The 17322-nt window shown below is 48.1% G+C and carries 19 protein-coding genes; 5 read left to right on the top strand and 14 right to left on the bottom strand.

The genetic code is table 11. The features are described 5' to 3' along the window. Positions 1-61: 61 nt before the first annotated feature. From KQY15_RS09765 to KQY15_RS09745, 5 genes are all read right to left on the bottom strand, one after another. Positions 62-919: an AAA family ATPase gene (locus KQY15_RS09765; RefSeq protein ID WP_217668993.1), complete on the bottom strand. Its 858-nt coding sequence runs from the start codon at positions 917-919 to the stop codon at positions 62-64. 54 nt (positions 920-973) lie between these two features. After that, on the bottom strand, positions 974-1507 hold the full coding sequence (locus KQY15_RS09760) for a HEPN domain-containing protein (RefSeq protein WP_217668992.1): 534 nt from the start codon (positions 1505-1507) through the stop codon (positions 974-976). 152 nt (positions 1508-1659) lie between these two features. Further along, entirely contained in the window at positions 1660-2496 is an 837-nt protein-coding gene (locus tag KQY15_RS09755; protein WP_217668991.1) for a DUF3037 domain-containing protein, read from the bottom strand. Then, complete coding sequence (locus KQY15_RS09750) at positions 2493-3212, bottom strand: HipA family kinase (protein WP_217668990.1); 720 nt, start codon at positions 3210-3212, stop codon at positions 2493-2495. Before KQY15_RS09750 ends, KQY15_RS09755 begins: the two co-directional genes overlap by 4 nt. 129 nt (positions 3213-3341) lie before the next feature. Next, the gene (locus tag KQY15_RS09745) at positions 3342-4379 is read right to left on the bottom strand and encodes an alpha/beta fold hydrolase (RefSeq protein ID WP_254795584.1); all 1038 of its coding nucleotides are present in this window, start codon (positions 4377-4379) and stop codon (positions 3342-3344) included. Between the two features lie 245 nt (positions 4380-4624). Between KQY15_RS09745 and KQY15_RS09740 the strand changes: the two genes are divergently transcribed. The 3 genes from KQY15_RS09740 (at position 4625) to yjjX (ending at position 6719) form a co-directional block, all read left to right on the top strand. After that, positions 4625-5536 (top strand): hypothetical protein, encoded by a 912-nt coding sequence (locus tag KQY15_RS09740; protein WP_217668989.1) that lies wholly within the window; start codon positions 4625-4627, stop codon positions 5534-5536. Further along, on the top strand, positions 5533-6132 hold the full coding sequence (locus tag KQY15_RS09735) for a DUF1240 domain-containing protein (RefSeq protein ID WP_217668988.1): 600 nt from the start codon (positions 5533-5535) through the stop codon (positions 6130-6132). The genes KQY15_RS09740 and KQY15_RS09735 overlap by 4 nt, the downstream gene beginning before the upstream one ends. A 74-nt stretch (positions 6133-6206) precedes the next feature. Then, a complete protein-coding gene (yjjX, locus tag KQY15_RS09730) occupies positions 6207-6719 on the top strand; it encodes an inosine/xanthosine triphosphatase (RefSeq protein WP_217668987.1) in 513 nt (170 codons plus the stop codon). Here yjjX and KQY15_RS09725 read toward each other — a convergent pair. The 5 genes from KQY15_RS09725 to KQY15_RS09705 form a co-directional block, all read right to left on the bottom strand. Next, the gene (locus KQY15_RS09725; protein ID WP_217668986.1) at positions 6716-7585 is read right to left on the bottom strand and encodes a DUF6999 family protein; all 870 of its coding nucleotides are present in this window, start codon (positions 7583-7585) and stop codon (positions 6716-6718) included. The genes yjjX and KQY15_RS09725 overlap by 4 nt on opposite strands. Continuing rightward, complete coding sequence (locus KQY15_RS09720; RefSeq protein WP_217668985.1) at positions 7575-8261, bottom strand: iron-containing redox enzyme family protein; 687 nt, start codon at positions 8259-8261, stop codon at positions 7575-7577. The genes KQY15_RS09725 and KQY15_RS09720 overlap by 11 nt, the downstream gene beginning before the upstream one ends. Next, positions 8262-9368 carry a beta-ketoacyl-ACP synthase III gene (locus KQY15_RS09715; protein WP_217668984.1) on the bottom strand — a complete coding sequence of 369 codons (1107 nt, stop codon included), beginning with the start codon at positions 9366-9368 and terminating at the stop codon, positions 8262-8264. Then, complete coding sequence (locus tag KQY15_RS09710) at positions 9365-9937, bottom strand: diguanylate cyclase (protein WP_217668983.1); 573 nt, start codon at positions 9935-9937, stop codon at positions 9365-9367. Before KQY15_RS09710 ends, KQY15_RS09715 begins: the two co-directional genes overlap by 4 nt. A 95-nt stretch (positions 9938-10032) precedes the next feature. Beyond that, on the bottom strand, positions 10033-11349 hold the full coding sequence (locus KQY15_RS09705) for an APC family permease (protein WP_217668982.1): 1317 nt from the start codon (positions 11347-11349) through the stop codon (positions 10033-10035). A gap of 173 nt (positions 11350-11522) precedes the next feature. On the opposite strand from KQY15_RS09705, the gene KQY15_RS09700 reads away from it, so the two are divergent. Continuing rightward, positions 11523-11897, top strand: coding sequence for a hypothetical protein (locus KQY15_RS09700; RefSeq protein WP_217668981.1), 375 nt, complete (start codon positions 11523-11525; stop codon positions 11895-11897). 73 nt (positions 11898-11970) lie between these two features. Here KQY15_RS09700 and KQY15_RS09695 read toward each other — a convergent pair whose 3' ends face one another. From KQY15_RS09695 to KQY15_RS09685, 3 genes are all read right to left on the bottom strand, one after another. Continuing rightward, entirely contained in the window at positions 11971-13914 is a 1944-nt protein-coding gene (locus tag KQY15_RS09695; protein WP_217668980.1) for a S9 family peptidase, read from the bottom strand. Positions 13915-14016: 102 nt separating this feature from the next. Continuing rightward, the gene (locus KQY15_RS09690; RefSeq protein ID WP_217668979.1) at positions 14017-14265 is read right to left on the bottom strand and encodes a GNAT family N-acetyltransferase; all 249 of its coding nucleotides are present in this window, start codon (positions 14263-14265) and stop codon (positions 14017-14019) included. A gap of 5 nt (positions 14266-14270) precedes the next feature. Then, the gene (locus tag KQY15_RS09685) at positions 14271-14582 is read right to left on the bottom strand and encodes a hypothetical protein (protein ID WP_254795582.1); all 312 of its coding nucleotides are present in this window, start codon (positions 14580-14582) and stop codon (positions 14271-14273) included. A gap of 54 nt (positions 14583-14636) precedes the next feature. On the opposite strand from KQY15_RS09685, the gene KQY15_RS09680 reads away from it, so the two are divergent. Beyond that, the gene (locus tag KQY15_RS09680; protein ID WP_217668978.1) at positions 14637-15884 is read left to right on the top strand and encodes an NRAMP family divalent metal transporter; all 1248 of its coding nucleotides are present in this window, start codon (positions 14637-14639) and stop codon (positions 15882-15884) included. A 14-nt stretch (positions 15885-15898) separates the two neighbouring features. Here the strand turns inward: KQY15_RS09680 and KQY15_RS09675 are convergent, their stop codons facing one another. Beyond that, positions 15899-17320, bottom strand: a complete 1422-nt coding sequence (locus tag KQY15_RS09675) for a hypothetical protein (RefSeq protein ID WP_217668977.1) — start codon at positions 17318-17320, stop codon at positions 15899-15901. Positions 17321-17322: the final 2 nt, after the last annotated feature.

Below are 17322 nucleotides of genomic sequence, written 5' to 3'. Positions count from 1 at the left end.
TCATAGTGTCACCTAATCATCTATGAGGTGTATGATAACACCTCTAATCAGGTGGCCAAATTTAGTGTGCCACTACAAAAGCTATTTCAGGTTCTTCAAATCCCCAAATGAAGAAAGCTGATTTTTTAGATGCATAATAATGAAGTGCAGATGCAATATATCTTGCTTGCAAGCCATCCCCTCTGAATCTCAATGGGATATCGCCGTGTGAAGTAGTTGTTGAAATAATAAATGATTGAAACAGCGCACTTATGGAACTGGGCGGTCTAATATTGGTATCTACACTAGTAGCTCTTTCGAAGTCGCTTTTCAAATCATAAATTTGATCACTAATGCTTGAAGCCAGACTCGATGCGCTTCCGGTTAATCCTTCGTCATCACTAACCGAATTATGTAGCAAATTTTCTTGGAGTTTTACGAGTAAGTTTTTGAAGTAGTTTCTGTCTTTTATAGCAGGAACGTATTCAAATACTATTTTATTAAGAAATTTCGTTAAATTGCTTTGAGCTGAAGATAGTGTATTAGGGATTTTTTTCTGCTTTTCTAAAGCAGCCAGGTTGTCTTTTTGGTCATGTGTCTTACTCTCCCGATGCCATTTTCTCTCGACCGTAAAAAACTCAGGGAGGCTGTTTTTATAAGATTTTGGTCTTATAAACTCTATGGATATGCTTATGAATTGTTTGCCTTTTATACTCTCTGATCGTACTTCAGAAAGTCTTTTGTTTGAGAAGTTCTCATAGAAATCGAAACCGGAGTCATAATCAGTAATTCCATTAAAAAATAAATTTAGAGCTTTGATAACATTTGATTTGCCGACATCATTCCTTCCGGAGAAAATGTTTAAGTTTCTACAGTCAATAACTTTGGTTGAATGTATTGATCTGAAGTACTTTATTTCGATCTTTTTTATCAATTTCAATTTATTAGATCTCTATAATAAGAAAAAAACATATTCAAAATACGAAGTGATTATCTAAAAACAAATTAAATCAGTAACTTTAACTAATTCCCTAAAAAATCTAACCGCCTTATCCAAATCATCTTTCTTTACCAAGTGCGCTTTCTGTGGGTTACCACTTTCACATGCGCTGTGCACTGCGTCGCCGCGTTTAGACAACCAATGATTGAGCTGCTGCCGGGCTTGTGCGGGTTCGGTATTGGCCCATTTCCAATGTTCGGTAATATCACACCGCAAAAATTCCTTGGAAAGTTGGCGCACCTTATCGCCACTGGGGTTATTCAGCCTTTTAATCTCAGCTTCAAATTTCTGCTGAATAAAATCACCGGCAAAGCTACCTTGAATACCGTTAATCTTTTTAATCAGTAACTCATGCAGGTAGGTCTCGATATAGCTTTCCCACGCGGTGGTGGTCATGACTAAAGCTGCACGTTTCAGCACTTCATATTGCTGACGGTGTTCTTGTGATTCAAGATTGTCAAACAGCTGAATCAGCTTGGCGACATCCTGCATTCCGGTTTCAAAAATGGCATAAGCTCGGCTGGTCATAACTTCCTTTTACTACTGCAGGCAGGTAGTCCTTTATTGTTTAATTACCTTAACCTAAGCGAAGTAAGAAATAATTCAAAGCATTTTTTGGTACATTGGTAAGCAAGATGTAGCAAGGCCCCAAATTTCGGGGCCCACGAACTGGAGGGGGATTATTGAAGTTTAAAACTATCGGCTACTAAAGCTTGTTTGGCAAAGCGGCTGATACCGGCTTTGTCTTTATGATCCAGGGTTTGTGCGCCAAAAGCTGCCAGTTCGCGCTCTACTTCTTTAAAGGCGCCAAGCAGTTTGCTGTCGTTTAGGTTTGGACCTTGTAAAGGCAACAAAATATTGTCTGTTTGCAGCACATTATGATTTACCAGGCGCCGGAATCGACCAAGCCATTGTTCAGCATGGTCAAACACGCGAATAGCGGTTTGGTGGCGAAAGGCTAATGGCCTAATCACAAAAATATCGTTGGTTTTTGCTACCAGCGGCAATGTAACTTCGATAAAGTTATCGTGAATTTTACCCTGCTTAAAATGCGTTAGCTTTTCAGCTTTTAACTGCTGGCGTATAACTTTAACCATCAGGCTTTCCTGATACTCTTCGGTAATGAAGGTACGATGCACCAGGCGCTCAAATAATTGCTCAATAACAGCTGCAGGTTTTTGTTCCAGATATAAAGAGCGCAGCTCTGAGTAGCGCACCAGCGTTTCTCTTGGCCGAACTACTTCCTGCATCTGCTGTGCTAGCTCTTTTGGTGTGAGACGTGTTACGTAGGTTTGTAACCGCAGCAACTCTTGTTCTACCGTTTGCAGCGTCGCTTTGTAAAGTTTGCCTTCAAGATCTTCAAAAAAATCGGTAACGCGGGCAAAGCAGCCAGGTGCCAGTCGAAAATCGAATAAGCCTAATTCAGGAGCGCACAGTACTATGCCGACGTTAGCAAACTCGCCCGTCTCAACATGCGGTAAAAACCGTACAATTGCATACTGATAAAGTGTTTTCATATCAGTACCTCCCAAAATTCATCGCTATTAAACAAAGATAGTGCGTTGTTTATTTCTGCCAGATGCCCCGGCGCTTCTTCCAACCATGCGGCCGGTAAAGTCGCAGCATACTGGGCAAGCCCTTGCAACGCAATCGCTAGTTTCGCGCTGTAATGCGTGCGCCAAAGCGCATCATGTTGTTCACTGAACCAGGCATTGTAAGCCAAATGGACGTTCGCATTACTATTAAAATTATAGCTGCTGTCAAATGCAAGGTTGTGGTCCAGCACCACATATTGATTGGAACTTGCCCGATAAAATAAGTTCGGGTTGCCACCGTTTTCTGTCATGGCGCGGTCTTCATTTCTAATCCAGTAATCAAACAAAAAAAGATCTCGGGCGTAATGCGCTGGTATGTTAAGCACACTGGTTGGTGTTACTTCTAGCAAGTCAGGTATCAGTTCTGAAGCAAATACCATGCTATCACTTGCGCCTAAAACACGGCTGGCCGCGTCGTCAAAGCGCAGTATAGCTTGTGGCAAGAAAGCGCAGCAATGCGGTGGCAAGCTCAACTGTAAAGCTCTACCCAGAAATGCACAAACGGCTTCATTGATCAGACCTTTAGCCCCAGCCTGTGGTCCCTTTATATAATAACGCTTGTCGTCAGATAAGCGACATAAATAGGGTTCAGTTCTGCCCTGACTGGCTTTTTGCTGAATTTCGATCACTTCAAGCACCGGAACCCTCCATGCGAATTATTCTGAATTCCTGGACTAAAAAACAGCTTTTAACTTAGTCAGTTAGTGTTGCTATAGCAAGTGGTTTGAGTTTTAGCCAAACGAGTTCAGTTAAGGAGGCCAGCTGATTTATTGCGTTTCCGCTGCCAACGCCTGCAACAACGTCTGATGAAAACGCTCGGGTGCCTGAATATGGGGCGAATGGCCTAAATCGGCAAAGCGGATAAGGTTTGCGTTAGGAATGGCCGCGGCAGCAACCGGGCCGAGTTTGGCGTAATTACCCAGGGTAGATCGTAACGCTTCTGGTGCTGCATCTTTGCCTATCGCAGTATTGTCTTGATCGCCGATCAGCAATATCACCGGCATTTTCAGTTGCGGGAATTCGTAAACTACCGGCTGGGTAAAGATCATATCGGCGGTAAGTGCTGAGTTCCAGGCGACCTGCTCGCGGCCTTCGCCGCGGAACATACCGGCCTGCATTTGTACCCAGGGCTCAAAATCATCGCGCCACTGACCGGCATAGTAGGTATTACGCTGGTAATTGCGAATGCCATTGGCAGAGGTGTTCAATGCGCGCTGATACCACTCGTCAATGGTCCGATAAGGCACACCCAGTGCTTTCCAGTCTTCCAGGCCAATACGGTTCACCATAACCAGCGTGTCTGTGATGTCCGGATATTGTAGTGCAAAACGGGTGGCCAGCATGCCGCCCATTGAGTGGCCCATTACCGCGACGTTATTAATTTTCAGCTGGTCCAGCAGTGCTTTGGTATTCGCCGCCAACTGATGGAAACTAAACTGATACTGCTGGGGTTTAGACGATTTACAAAAGCCTATCTGATCAGGTGCTATAACCCGGTAGCCCGCTGCACTCAGCGCTTTAATGCTGCCACCCCAGGTCGCGGCGCAAAAGTTTTTGCCGTGCATGAGTACAATGGTTTTACCATTAGCCGTACCTGCCGCGGCAGGCACATCTAAAAAAGCCATTTCCAGTTTTTGTTGCTGGCTCTGCAATTCAAAATATTGCACCGGGTAAGGATAAGTGAAACCCTCCAGCCGCGGGCCATAAACAGGCTGCCCGCTTGCCTCTGGCTTAGCGCCGTTAACCGGCCAGGCGCTGACAAATAGTAAGGCGATAAAACCTAATAAAAAGCTGCAGTATTTCAAACCAAACTCCTGTTAATTAGCTCTGTTTAAACGGGCATACCAAACATCAACCATAGTTCAATTTACTAACCTCTTCTGGCAACAACAGACACAACGCCGATAGTAAGCGGTGAACTGTTGCAAAAATGGTTATAACTTTGCGGCTGCAATACCTGACGAAGCTTAATTTTAGTATTGCGAAATCTAAAATGAGATGCTTTAATAACGTTTTATTAATATATGCAACGATCAGGGACGACACTATCATGATGCGACCACACCCGCATACCAGCCGCACTCAGCTTGAAACGGCTTTTAATGAAAATCAACATGATATTTATGTACAGGATTGCCGTGAGTTAGTTGAACTTTGGGTGGCTGAGCAAAGAAGTAAAGGGAAGAGCCAACAACAGATTGAATCTTCTTTCGAGCAAATTACTGGCGTCAAACTAATTGAAGCTCTTGAACAAGCGGGCCGAGCATTTGGCTCAAATATGATTTCTGCTGCAACAGATAGCAAAATGTTGGTAGCGCTGGCGGGTGAAATGAAACGCTCTGGTAGTATACTTGGCCGATACTACATCGATACTCGTGGTGGCAAACAATATGTTATTTTCAAAGGTAGGCCAGGACTTCGGAGAATTCTTACCGGTACCCGCTATTTGGCTACAAATACTAAAGTGATGAAGATTGGTGTTGGCGGTCAGGCACTACGCGCATCAGCCAGAGGCGGTTTCATCGTCTCTGTGATTTTCTCTGTTACACTCAACTCAGTAGATTGGGTGCTGAATGATGAATTTCGTTGGACTAATTGGATTGCAAATGTCAGCACAGATATCGTCAAAGCGGTTATCTCCGGTGCTGCGGGCTATGCTGCAGGAATGTATTTTGCGGGTAGTGCAGCCACCATTGCTATTCTGCCGCTGGGTGCAGCAATAGTGGCGGGTATTCTAGTAGCCGGGGCGTTATATGCGTTAGACAACCATTTTGGCATCACCAAAGCAATTATTGACCATTTGGAGCGTGCAGAAAGGAATGTAAAGAACGATTTCCGTGACGGTGTTTATTACATTATTCAATCAACAGGTCATGCTGTGCGTCGGCAATTAGAATCACATGTTCGTAGCTATATCTCTGGCTTACTGCGCAGGTTTAATGGCATTCCGGTAGTACGATGAATCAACAATCTATATTTAAAGACATTATTGCCTTGTTTTTTTTCGGCATTCTGCTGATTGCGTGCACTTGGACACTACTTTACTCGCTGCAAACCCAATTAGCTGAGATTAGTAGCATCAAGCCCCTTATCGTACTAAGTAGCTTTCATGGTTATTTACCAGGTGCTCTGCTGGCTCTGGTGTTTATGCTTGGCTATGCCGCAAACCGACTGTGGCGCGCACTTAGGCAGCAACGGTTATCTGCTGACAATGGTAAGATCACTGCAATAGGCGTGTTAGCGGGTTTAGGCTTAGCATTTATTGGTAGTTTCGTTATTAACGCGTATTGGGATAGTAGGGCAGAATATGCAGGTTACCAGCCTTGCCCTTCGCTTACGTTGTTAACCAATCGGGTCACGATGCAAGCCTGGACTAAGAACGAAGCCTTATGTTTCGATAACGATGTAAGGCGGATTATCGTTCGCGGCACTGCAGATGAGACAGCGCAAGTAGCACAACATCTAAACGCAAGGGAAAAACAGCGAGACGCTAAAATGCAGTTTTTGCAAAAGGAGAATGAATTGAAGCAGCGTAAGGCTTCAGCAAAAGGTAGTTGAGTTGGTTTGAATAGTTGAGTTAGCCACACTGGCATGTTACATAACGGCTATCTTAACCAAAACATACTTTTATTATGTGGACTATTGCTGTGGCGTCGGCCAACCCGGCCAAAATTAATGCGGTAAAACAATGCTTTAAAAGCAACTTTCCCGAGCAAACTATTAAAGTCAGCGGCTATGCGGTGGCCTCGGGTGTTGCCGAGCAACCGCTAACCAGTGCTGAAACCTTACTTGGTGCGCAAAACCGCTTACAGGCACTGAAGCTGCAAATCGCAGCTGATTATTATGTGGCAATTGAAGCCGGCCTGGATATTGATATGACCTTTGCCTGGATGCTGATTGAGCATAACGGCAAACTTGGTAAAGCACGGTCAGCCAGTCTGATGTTGCCGCCGGAGGCGCTGCATTTGCTGGCAGAGGGCTTGCAACTGGGTGATGCCATGGACCAGCTATTTGGTACCACTAATATTAAGCAAGCCGGTGGTGCTATTGGCCTGCTGACCCACAACCACTTAAGCAGGGCCAGCGTGTATCAGCAAGCGCTGACCCTGGCGCTGATCCCGTTTTTAAACCCACAGCGTTTTTAATTTTCTGAAGAAGCAAGCTGATTGTGAGCTTTCAGCCGGCGTTGTTCCAGATAGGCATACAACTGTTCAGTGAAAAAACCGTGCATTAAAAAGCGCTGGCCTAAATTCCATGGCCCGACCAAATAATGCGGGTATTTGTTATAGGCCATTTCGGCCAGTTTGGGCTCGCCGATTAAATCGCCAATCCTAATGGCAATAGACTGATCAAGGTTAAAGCCATTAATGGCATCGCGGTATTGTTCACGGGTTAACAATAAACAGAATAAACACATAAACAACGCATGGGCACTTTCGAAATCGAGCCATTGGCTGCGTTTTTCTTTTAGCTGAAACTGTTCCATATCAACCGGTTGCCAGTGCTGCCAGTTAAGCTCGTCTGCTTTTAACGGCTGTGCCGGATGGTGCCAGCTGCCCAGCTCGCCAAATAAGCGGAACAGCTCCTGATCATGCTCAACAAAGCTGGCTTGTTGCATATCACTAATGCTTTTCGGATAAAGTTGTACCGGGTTGAATTCGGTATTGGGGCTGTTGGCCGCCAGAAAATTTAATACATTCGATTCGGTTGCGTAATGGCGCAGGATCAGCAAATTCGCTTCTTTACTGACAAAATGGGTGCAAAACCAGCAAATCAGCTTTTGTAAGCTAGTGTGGGCGCTGAATTGCGGTAACGGCAGCCGTTTAAAAAACCAGATAATATGCAGCAAAATGCCGAAAATAAACTGCAGTAACGGCCGCACTCCCCAGCGCAGAGGGTTTTGTAAGTCTTTCAGCCATAAATCCAGCGCTGCCTGCTCAATTGGCAACGAATTATCGTTGGCAATGGCCTTGAGGTAAGCGCTGGGCTCAGATTTTCGGCTAGTATTCATTATCAACCTCTTCCAGTTGCAGGCAATACAGCCTGGCAGTAACCCGGGCGGTGCGCACTATGGCGGCAAGTTGCGACGGATTCTGGCAAAGCCTGTCGAGCAACTGATACAGTTTTTGTAAGTGATCATCATCATTGGCACCGTGGTAACGCATAAAGCGGGTAAAGCTGCCATCACCACCGGTACTTTTGTCGATTTGGGCTGCCCAGTCGCTGGCCATTTTCTGGCCTAAGCCTTCAATTATCCACATGGCGCCCACTAAATCGACCGGGTTGCTCTGACTGGCCCGGTACATAAGAAAACCATGTAAGGCTTCGGTACCAATATTACGCGCTGCTTTTTGAATATCGGTAAGCGCGCCACCAGCAGCAACATAGTCCTGCTCCAGCATTTCATAGTCGCGGTGCTCTTCGCGGGCGTGGCCGATAATGACTGAGCGCACATCGCTATAGTCGCGATCAAAACTGGATGCGCAGCGGCTGATCCAACGTGAGCCTTCAATTACCTGCTGACGCCAGTTTATTAGTAACTGGCAATAATCGGCTTTACTGAACTGGCCCCGGTCTAATCGCTGCAACAAAGGCACCCGGCCAAGCTGGCGTTCAAATTCAAACCAGACCCGCATTAATGCCTGTAAGCATTGCTGGCCCTGCGGGCTTAATACCTGCTCTGTCATTTACGCCTCCACCACGGTTAACTGCATATAGGCATTATTAAAACGACCACTTTCCGGCACCATACACAAGATAGTGTCACCCACCTGATGTGGCTGGCTGCGGCGAAACTCGTCCAGCATAATAAAAATAGACGCGCAGCCGGTGTTACCACGGCTATACAGGTTGCTGTACCATTTATCTTCAGCAATTCCAACGCCGGCGCGTTGCATCATATCGAAAATTTTGCCGCGAAAATAATGCGACGAATAATGACACAATACATGGTCAACCTGAGCAGGTTGCACCCGGCCTTCGCTGATCAAGCGCAAATAGCCATCGACCCCCAGCTTAACGATATTTTCTAGCAGTCGCACATCCTGCCGGATAAGCAAAGCACCAGCCGCTTCGGCCTCAGCATAGGTGGCATAATCCTGCCAGCTACGGCTATCGCTGCTGTTGCCGGGGTAACCCACGCTCATACAAACCGGGTAGGCATCGGCATGGGAAAAACTGCGGATCCAATCTACCCGGAAACATTTGCCCCGGGGTTGGTTCTCCAGTAGCAGCGCACCGGCGCCGTCAGACAGCATCCAGCGTAAAAACTCGGCATTAAAATCCAGCTCGCTACCGGCAGCCTCATAGCGGCTCGCTTTAAACAGGCGCGAGGTTAGCTCGCTGGCCACCACTAAGGCGTTAGTCTGTTCACCAGCTAACAGATTGGTATAGGCGGCTTTTAACGCCATCATGCTGCTGGAGCAAATGCCATGGCTGCTATGCAGTTCAATATCGCTCAGGCCAAGCTCGGCCTGCAGCATCGAGCCAAAACCGGGCAACACCACATCGCCCTGACTGGTAGCGGCGCTAAGCATTTTTATCTGTCGTTTACCGAGAAAGCTCTCACTTAAGCAATGCTCGGCCGCTTTCGCTGCCATGCCGGCATTGGAAATAGTGGTGTTGTGGTTGGCATCAATAGCATAGTGGCGGGTTTTAATACCATTTGACTGCAGAATACGCCGCTTTAAACGACTGGGTTTGCCGTGCACTAAACCCAGTAGTGGCTCCATCTGATCATTAGTTATCGGCGGGCCAGGTAAAAAATGGCCGCTACAGGTAATAAACACGCTCATAGTTTTACCTGCGGATGCTTTAACGCAGTAAATAAACAGCGCAGGTTTTCTTCCAGATACGGCAGTACACAGACCACCGCCATAAAGCCCAGATAATAAGGCAGGTAAGTATCACCACCATGAGCATAGGGCATTCGTTGCAGGGTGAACTCACCCTGCCAGTCAAAGCTTATCAGCTTTATAAAAACCGGGTAGTTAATAACAATGATCAGCAGCAACATATACAACGGCAGGGTCGCCAGATAGTTATGAGCATGCATTTCCCATACACTGATATGACGCTTGGGCGCTGCATAATGCACATCGTAATGGGCTACGGCTTCATGTGCCAGCCAGGCCACAATGCAAATCAACATAATCAGCACATTAACCTGAAATAGCAGGCATAACAGGATCGGCACCGCCATCTGAATACCCATTAATGAGTGGATAAGCGATTCACGCAGGCCTGAAGTGTATTCAATGCGGGTGGCCCGGTGGCAGCACCAGTCAACAAAACCGGCAATACCCCACAGCGGTAAAAACACATACAGCATAAGCTGAATTAATAACTGGCTGGTTTGCAACACCACACTCCTGTTGCTGTGAAAGACTGCCGGTTACTATATCTTAAGGTTAATGGTTTGTAGATTACTTTATAAAGCCGCTACCTAACCTGTAGAGGCTATTTTCCGGGCTTGGCCTGCCAGCGCGCCAGAAAGTAAAGCGCGGTGCCCAGTAGCACAAACAATGCTGTCGCCAGCAACGAAGACACACTCACCTGTAACGCCAGCCAGCCACAGGCGGCCAGGCCCAGCAGCGGAATGGTATAGCCCAGTGGCAGCACAAAGCTGTCGCTTGCAGCCAGTTTTGGCCGCAGCACCGGCACGGCGGCGCAGGTAAGACCGTATAACAGTATGCGCGACACCACAGTCGCGGCAGCCAGCCATAAAAACGAGCCATATAAGGTTAACAACATCGCTAGCACGCCAAAAAATATAATGGAATTAGCCGGGGTTAAAAAACGGGGCTGGACGGCAGCAAACCAGCGTGGCAGGCTGCCATCTTCAGCCAGCGCGAAGCTGGCACGGGGGGTTGAGAATATGGCGCCGAGTAAGTTAGCGGCCACCGACGCCACCACTCCCAGCATCAACACAACCGCACCCGCCTGTCCGTAAAAACTGGCGGCGACATCCAGCAGTGGGCTGCTGGAGTCGGCAATATTGGGTACCGCCGCTACACTGACCAGCTGAATGCCAACATAGAGTAAGGTAACCAGCAGCAAGCCCAGGAGCAGCGCCCTTGGCATATCACGCGCCGGGTTTTTTGCTTCCCCGGCCGGCACCACAACTGATTCAAAGCCGACAAAAGCGTAAATCAGCAGTAAGGTCGCGCCGCCGATATCATAGGGGCTACTGAACACATTGGCCGGATTAAAGGTTGGCAATATCTGACCGCCCAGATAAGCCGTGCCGGCCACTACCAGTAACAGTAAAACAGCAAATTTTAGCACGGTCAGCAGTGCTAACGAGCGCATCGCGCGCACCGAGCCGATAACATTTAGCAGGGTCAGGCAGCTGATGATAATAACGAGCAGAATGCTGCGATTAATACCGGCCGTGGCGGCCGGCCAGAAGTAAGCAATACTGTCGACCAACAAAACCGTATTGGCAGCAAAAGACACCAGCCGGGCAATGTAATACAACCATCCCGCCTGAAACCCAATAAATGGGCCGAAGGCCGCAGTGCCATATCGCACCGGGCCACCACTACCGCGAAAGTAACTGGCCAGTTCGGCCATACAAAGCAGAATGGGCAGAATAAGCAGGGCACAGAACAGATAAATCAGCGGGCTGTATTCGCCGGCTAGTTTTGCGGCGCCACCTGGTAAGCCGAAAATGCCGGCGCCGATTAAGCCATTTACCACCAGCAGCCAAAGGCCGACCAGGCTCAGGTGACGGGGCAGGGTATTGGCAATGGCAGCTGTTTTCAGATCAGGCATAGCATTTATCCAATGTGGGTAAGCCCCTACTATAAAGTGATTAAACGCATACTGCACAGTTTTGTTTGCTATGCGCGCCAGCGCATCGATCAGACCAAATACCAGACGTCGTCTATACTTAGTAATCCGACAGCGCCGTTCAAACCACTATTGAGTTTACCAACGGAGGTAATATGGACTTTTTTTCAAACCAGAATACAAGTAAAGATACCGTTCGCCGTGGCTTAAAAACGGCCAGAGGCACCTGGCATAACGCAATCGATAACGTAACAGACAAAGCCGCACCCGCGTTCAGAAGGATGTCTGGCAGAGCATCTAATGTTGCTGACAAAATGGCAGATGGCGCCCATCATGCTGTTGACGTTATCTCTCATAAGGGCGAGCAGTTGCACGGTCTGCAACAGCAGCTGGTTTCAGGCACCCGCAACACAATAAGAAACCGGCCATTACTGGCGGTGGGTATTGCCGTTGCCGGTGGCGTGCTTCTAAGCTGGTGGTTAAGCCGTCGACAGCATCAACACCAGGAAAAGTACACAGATGAGCAATAATGAAGGTATTGGATGCTGTGAATCAGGCCGCAATAATGCGGCCTGTTTTATAAAAATACCTCCCCAGAGTTTGTTACAGATATTGTTTTAAAAATGCCAGATAGGCTTTTTGTGCTTTGATTCTGTTGCTCTTTTTCAAAAAGCCGTGGCCTTCATCATCAAATAACACATATTCTACCGGCACATTATTGGCGCGAATGGCCGCAACCATTTCATCGCTTTCCACCTGCAGTACCCGCGGGTCGTTGGCGCCTTGCACCACCAGAACCGGCTTTTTCACCTTGTCACCATGAAATACCGGCGATATCCGGCGCAGCCGCTCGCCATCTACTGCCGGGTCACCAAGTTCAGCATAAAGCGCTTCGCGAAATGACTCCCACCACGGCGGAATGCTTTCCAGAGTGCGAACCCAGTTGGTTACCCCGAATATGTTAATTCCTGCTTCAAACTCATCGGTAAAAGCCATCGCCGCCATGGTCAGGTAGCCGCCGTAGCTGCCGCCTATCACGCCAATACGCTCGCCGGCAACCCAATCAAGCTGTTGCAGGTATTTTTTGCCATACACAATATCTTGTAAATCATCTTCGCCATGGCGCAGGTCGTCCAGGTGATAAAAGGTTTTACCGTAGCCTGATGAGCCCCGGTTATTAACTGATAACACCGCATAACCATGGTTAACCAGATGCTGAATCATCGGACTGTAGCCGGTGCGTGACTGGCCACCCGGGCCACCGTGGATCCAGATTAATGCCGGCACTTTGGCATCAGCGCTCGCCTGATGAGGCTTATATAACAAGGCCGGTATGGTCAAATCATCAAAGCTGTTGAACCGTACTACCTCACTTTGCACCAGATGTTGCTCGTTAATACTGCTGGCCAGGGCCTGAGTTAACCGCCTGGCCTCTGGGCTGCCCAATTGCCAGACATAGAGATTTGACGGGCTGTTATCGGCATTTAAATAAAAGCTCATATATTTACTGTCATCAGAGAACGACACGCCGCGTAAGTCACCGGCCGGTAGTTTGGGTAGTTTCAGGGCTTTACCATTTTTAAGGTTGGTAATATTAATTACCGTAGAGGCATCGGCATTAACGCCTTGTACCCGGTATTGTTTGTCTTCACTGAAGTAAATAAAACTGATATCCCAGTCGGCCTGGCTGTAAGGCGTCGTGGCGCCAGTTTGCAGGTCGTAATGATAGGCCGCGACAAATTCGCTGTTGCCATTGGCGCCAAACAACAGAGCGCTGTTATCGGGAGTGAAACCATAAATCTGATGTGCAATATTGCCCTGATGTTCAGTAATCAACATCGGGCTGGGGTTGGTGCTGCTAAGGTCAACCAGAAACAGATTATTGTCGGCGTTATTGCGCTCTTTGCTCAGTGCCAGATAGCGACCATCCTTGCTGACATCGCTGATACTGTAACCATCGTCATTCTGATAGACCAGCTTGCGGCTGTAATCCTTACCATTGTAATGATAAAGGTCAAAAAAACGCGGGTCCCGCTCATTAGTGGCAATATAAAAACTGCCATCGTTATGCCAGCCGGCAAAATACGCTTTCAGTTTATCGCCGGGGGTCAGATCCCGTACAGTGCCGTCAATTTCACGCAGATAAACATGGTTTAGCTCGTTGCCGCCCTGATCTGCGGTATACAGCAGCCGGTCGTCATTGGGAAACCAGCTGACCGGGAAGGCCGGATCGGTGGTAGACTGGGTTAACGGCTGCCAGTTGCTGCCATCCATACTGACCCGGTACAGGTTAAACACACCCGTTTCATCTGAGGCAACCAGCATCGCGCTGGCATCATGATTAATATCATTACCAAAATAGGTTTTGGTAGCAAAAAACTGCTCGGCACTGTACTGGGGGACGTTGACCGTAGCTGCCTGAGAGGCGCCACCTTGGCTGGAGGACGAAGCAGATTCGACGTTAGCGGTTTCGGTAGTACTATTGCAACCACTAAGCATGGCACTGGTTAGCATGGCAACCAGCGCGAAGTTAACGCGTGATAACATAAAGATTCCTTTTTAACGTTATGAAAAGTCATCACGACTGCGTTGCTGTGACGGGTAAAACCATATTTTTATTTAGTAAGACTTTACTGCACCTGCCGGTGGTTAGTCTAAAAATTTTTTAACATACCAGCAGCTGGCGTGAATCGTTAAATGCTGCTCTCTGGCCCAGGCAAGGCCGTGGCGTACCAGCTTTTCGGCCAGGCCTTTGCCACGCAACTCCGGCGGCACAAAGGTATTGGTAAAGTTTATTGTGTTACCGGCTAACTGATAATCGAGCAGCGCCTGCTCACCATCGCCCGCCAGCACAAAACGCTGGTTCCAGGCCTGATGAATAATTTCGTCAGTTGTCATCGTTATCACTCCTCCAGCCAGGGCGTTTTTGGCAGCAAATTAAGGTGGCTGACGTAGCGTGCTAAATTAAAACTTTGCTGACGTTCAATTACATCGACCATTTCCGGTGCCAGCGCACAGGCAATCAACGCAATAGCATCATCATAGCTGTTGCCAGTCATCCGCAAGCGCATCAAGGTCGCTTTTACTTCAGTGGGATAGTTGTCGGCCAGCTGGTTTTCAACCACTTCAAATAACATGGCCTGATCAAGCTGTTCATCCTGCATGTTGTTACCTTTTACCTGTTGAGCTGCGCAGTAAAACTGTTGCTGCATCATTAATTTGCTTAGGCTAAGCTAGCCGTAAATAAATAACAATAAGCAGTGTAGACTATGCAGGCGCAGCAACAAGGCTGGCGTGGCCGGATTCAGGCATTAGGGCCGGGTATTTTAATGGCAACCGCAGCGATTGGTGGTTCCCATCTGGTGGCTTCCACTCAGGCCGGCGCGCTATTTGGTTGGCAACTTATCTGGCTGATATTGCTGGTAAATATCCTGAAATATCCGTTCTTTCGCTTTGGTGTGCAGTACACCCTTGAGCACAATGAAAGCTTGCTGCAGGGCTATCAGCGCAAGGGTAAAGCATATTTTTATAGTTTCATTGGTTTAAATATTATTGCCGCCGTGGTTAATACCGCCGGCGTGTTATTGCTAACTGCCAGTTTGCTGCATTATGCCCTGCCATGGCCGGTAGCCGTACCGCTGTTATGTACACTTATTCTGGTGGTATGTCTGGCAATTTTACTGCTGGGCCATTACCGGGCGCTGGATAACGTGGCCAAGCTGATCATGTTATTGCTGACCATTACTACTATCGCAGCTGTCATTATTGCTGCGGGAAATGGCATGAATGCGCCGGCTGACTTTGTCGGTCCCTCGCCCTGGCAACTGGTGACCCTGGGTTTTCTGGTAGCGCTAATGGGCTGGATGCCGGCGCCGATTGAAATTTCTGCGATCAGCTCGCTGTGGCTCAAAGCTAAGCTGCGTCAGCAGGCTATAAGCAGAAAGCAAGGGCTATTCGACTTCAATCTGGGCTACTGGTTAACCGCAGCGCTGGCTTTGGTGTTTGTCAGTCTTGGTGCCTTGGTGCAATACGGCTCAGAGCAGGAGATTGCGCTGGCCGGTGCCGCCTTTGCCCAGCAGCTGATAGGCATGTACGCCACAACCATTGGCGACTGGGCAAGGCCGCTGGTGGCGCTTATAGCCTTTTTATGTATGTTTGGCACCACCCTGACGGTGCTGGATGGGTATGCCCGTACCTTAAATGAATCTTTTACCCTGCTCGGCTGGCAAAACCCTGCAAATCATCACACGCAGAATATCTGGTTGCTGGCACAGGCGGCCAGTGGCATGGCATTAATTTTGTTTTTCAGTGCTGCGCTCGGCCCGCTACTTACCTTTGCCATGACTCTGGCTTTTTTAACCACACCGGTATTTGCCTGGCTGAATTACAGCCTGATGGCTGGTAAAAATGTTAGCAGCCTGAGCTTGCCGCTAAAGCTGCTAAGCTGGGCCGGTTTGCTTTATCTGGCAGGTTTTGCAGTGCTTTATCTGAGTTGGTTAGTAGGGCTGTTTGCCTGAGCCGTCGAATGGTTTCAATACCAGCGGATATGCAGACTGTCGATCAGGTCCTCGTTATTATAAGTGGCTTTTATTTCACTGTGATCACCATACAGAGTAAGTTGGCTCAGGCTGTCGAATGTGTCAGGGAAGCGCATTATAAAAGCCTCTCTGGTTGTCGGCAGCTCGAGTAATGTCAGCTGTTGCTGAATCTCCCGCACCGCATAATCATTTACGATATTGGTTATTGTCAGCCCCACTATCTGCTGATCATTGAAGCTCAGCGCTAACGCCGGGCTTAACACAGCAAGTTCATTGCCGTCACGTAAGCGGATCCGGTTAAAAAACGCGATATCCGGCAGGGCGAGCGGCCCTTCAGCAGCTGAAGTGGCAAGCGTTGCCAGTTTATCTTTCAGAAATAGCAGCGAGGCGGCTTCTGGCAATTTAAGCTGTATCTGGCTGGCTGAAAAAGTGCTTGCGGTCAGGCTAACGTCTACTAATTGCAAGTGGTTGCTGTTAGTTTTCACGTCCAGATATGGCGCAAACTGCATAATAAGCTGGTTATGGTCGTGTTGCAGGGTGAACCGATACTGATCTAAAGCTATCAGCTGGTCCTGATATGTGGCTTTAATCTCAGTTAAGCTGGCACGACGGCTGAAAGCGTTATCCAGACGCCATTCGAGTTGCTGAAAGCGCGGGTTCTCAACCATACGCTTCTTAATCTCGGCCGACAGAATGTTATTCTTCTGGCTAAAAGCAATAGCGGCATTGCCGGCAAACAAAACCTGATGCTCCAGGCCATATATCCAGGCCGTGTCATTATTTTGCAGTGTCAGCTCAGCGTCAGGCATGCCAAATAATGCTTGTATTTGCGGTGGGCTCATACCAATCTTCGCGCCATAGAATCCCTGTTGCAGCGAAATTGTATTGGCCAGCGGCGGCGCTTCGATATTGTCGGGCAGCGCTTTGGCTGGTATCGCAATCGTAAACTGCATGGTGGTGGCAACTGCAGGCTGGCTGGTTGATGCTTGCTTAACACCGGCACTGTTATAAGGCGTGTAAACGGTAGGTAAGCTCTGGTCTTCCTGACACAATGAAATTAATTCGGCGGCTACCCGGAACCTCACTTCGGCGCCAGCATGTCTGATAGTCCTTAGCGATTCACTATTGCTCATAACACCCTGCACATCCGTTAAAATAACAGCTTCTGCGCCGGCATCAGCGGCTTGCTGGCGAATTTTAACGATAGCATTTTGCCGTAAGGTCTGTTTGGCAGCCTCGACATCATCATCCCGGGCTACAGTTTTATCTGTGGCCTCAGCTTGCTTTATTACCTGATAATCGCACTTAGGATAGCTGTTTAATACCGGCGGCAAACCAGCATCTGCATGGCAAACACTGCCAATGGTTGTGTTCAGGGCTACGCCAACAAAGAAAAGTACGCTGGCTGAGTGCATTG

The sequence above is a fragment of the Arsukibacterium indicum genome (genome assembly GCF_019100565.1).
Classification (GTDB): domain Bacteria; phylum Pseudomonadota; class Gammaproteobacteria; order Enterobacterales; family Alteromonadaceae; genus Alishewanella; species Alishewanella indicum.
The sequence above is the reverse complement of the archived record's forward strand: the minus strand, read 5'-3'. Positions and strand labels throughout refer to the sequence as shown.

Bases quoted from the DNA above. Each gene is read 5' to 3' on its own strand.
- KQY15_RS09760 (WP_217668992.1), bottom strand. From the start codon at position 1,507: ATGACCAGCCGAGCTTATGCCATTTTTGAAACCGGAATGCAGGATGTC.
- KQY15_RS09755 (WP_217668991.1), bottom strand. From the start codon at position 2,496: ATGAAAACACTTTATCAGTATGCAATTGTACGGTTTTTACCGCATGTT.
- KQY15_RS09740 (WP_217668989.1), top strand. From the start codon at position 4,625: ATGATGCGACCACACCCGCATACCAGCCGCACTCAGCTTGAAACGGCT.
- KQY15_RS09735 (WP_217668988.1), top strand. From the start codon at position 5,533: ATGAATCAACAATCTATATTTAAAGACATTATTGCCTTGTTTTTTTTC.
- yjjX (WP_217668987.1), top strand. From the start codon at position 6,207: ATGTGGACTATTGCTGTGGCGTCGGCCAACCCGGCCAAAATTAATGCG.
- KQY15_RS09725 (WP_217668986.1), bottom strand. From the start codon at position 7,585: ATGAATACTAGCCGAAAATCTGAGCCCAGCGCTTACCTCAAGGCCATT.
- KQY15_RS09720 (WP_217668985.1), bottom strand. From the start codon at position 8,261: ATGACAGAGCAGGTATTAAGCCCGCAGGGCCAGCAATGCTTACAGGCA.
- KQY15_RS09715 (WP_217668984.1), bottom strand. From the start codon at position 9,368: ATGAGCGTGTTTATTACCTGTAGCGGCCATTTTTTACCTGGCCCGCCG.
- KQY15_RS09705 (WP_217668982.1), bottom strand. From the start codon at position 11,349: ATGCCTGATCTGAAAACAGCTGCCATTGCCAATACCCTGCCCCGTCAC.
- KQY15_RS09700 (WP_217668981.1), top strand. From the start codon at position 11,523: ATGGACTTTTTTTCAAACCAGAATACAAGTAAAGATACCGTTCGCCGT.
- KQY15_RS09695 (WP_217668980.1), bottom strand. From the start codon at position 13,914: ATGTTATCACGCGTTAACTTCGCGCTGGTTGCCATGCTAACCAGTGCC.
- KQY15_RS09690 (WP_217668979.1), bottom strand. From the start codon at position 14,265: ATGACAACTGACGAAATTATTCATCAGGCCTGGAACCAGCGTTTTGTG.
- KQY15_RS09685 (WP_254795582.1), bottom strand. From the start codon at position 14,582: ATGATGCAGCAACAGTTTTACTGCGCAGCTCAACAGGTAAAAGGTAAC.
- KQY15_RS09680 (WP_217668978.1), top strand. From the start codon at position 14,637: ATGCAGGCGCAGCAACAAGGCTGGCGTGGCCGGATTCAGGCATTAGGG.
- KQY15_RS09675 (WP_217668977.1), bottom strand. From the start codon at position 17,320: ATGCACTCAGCCAGCGTACTTTTCTTTGTTGGCGTAGCCCTGAACACA.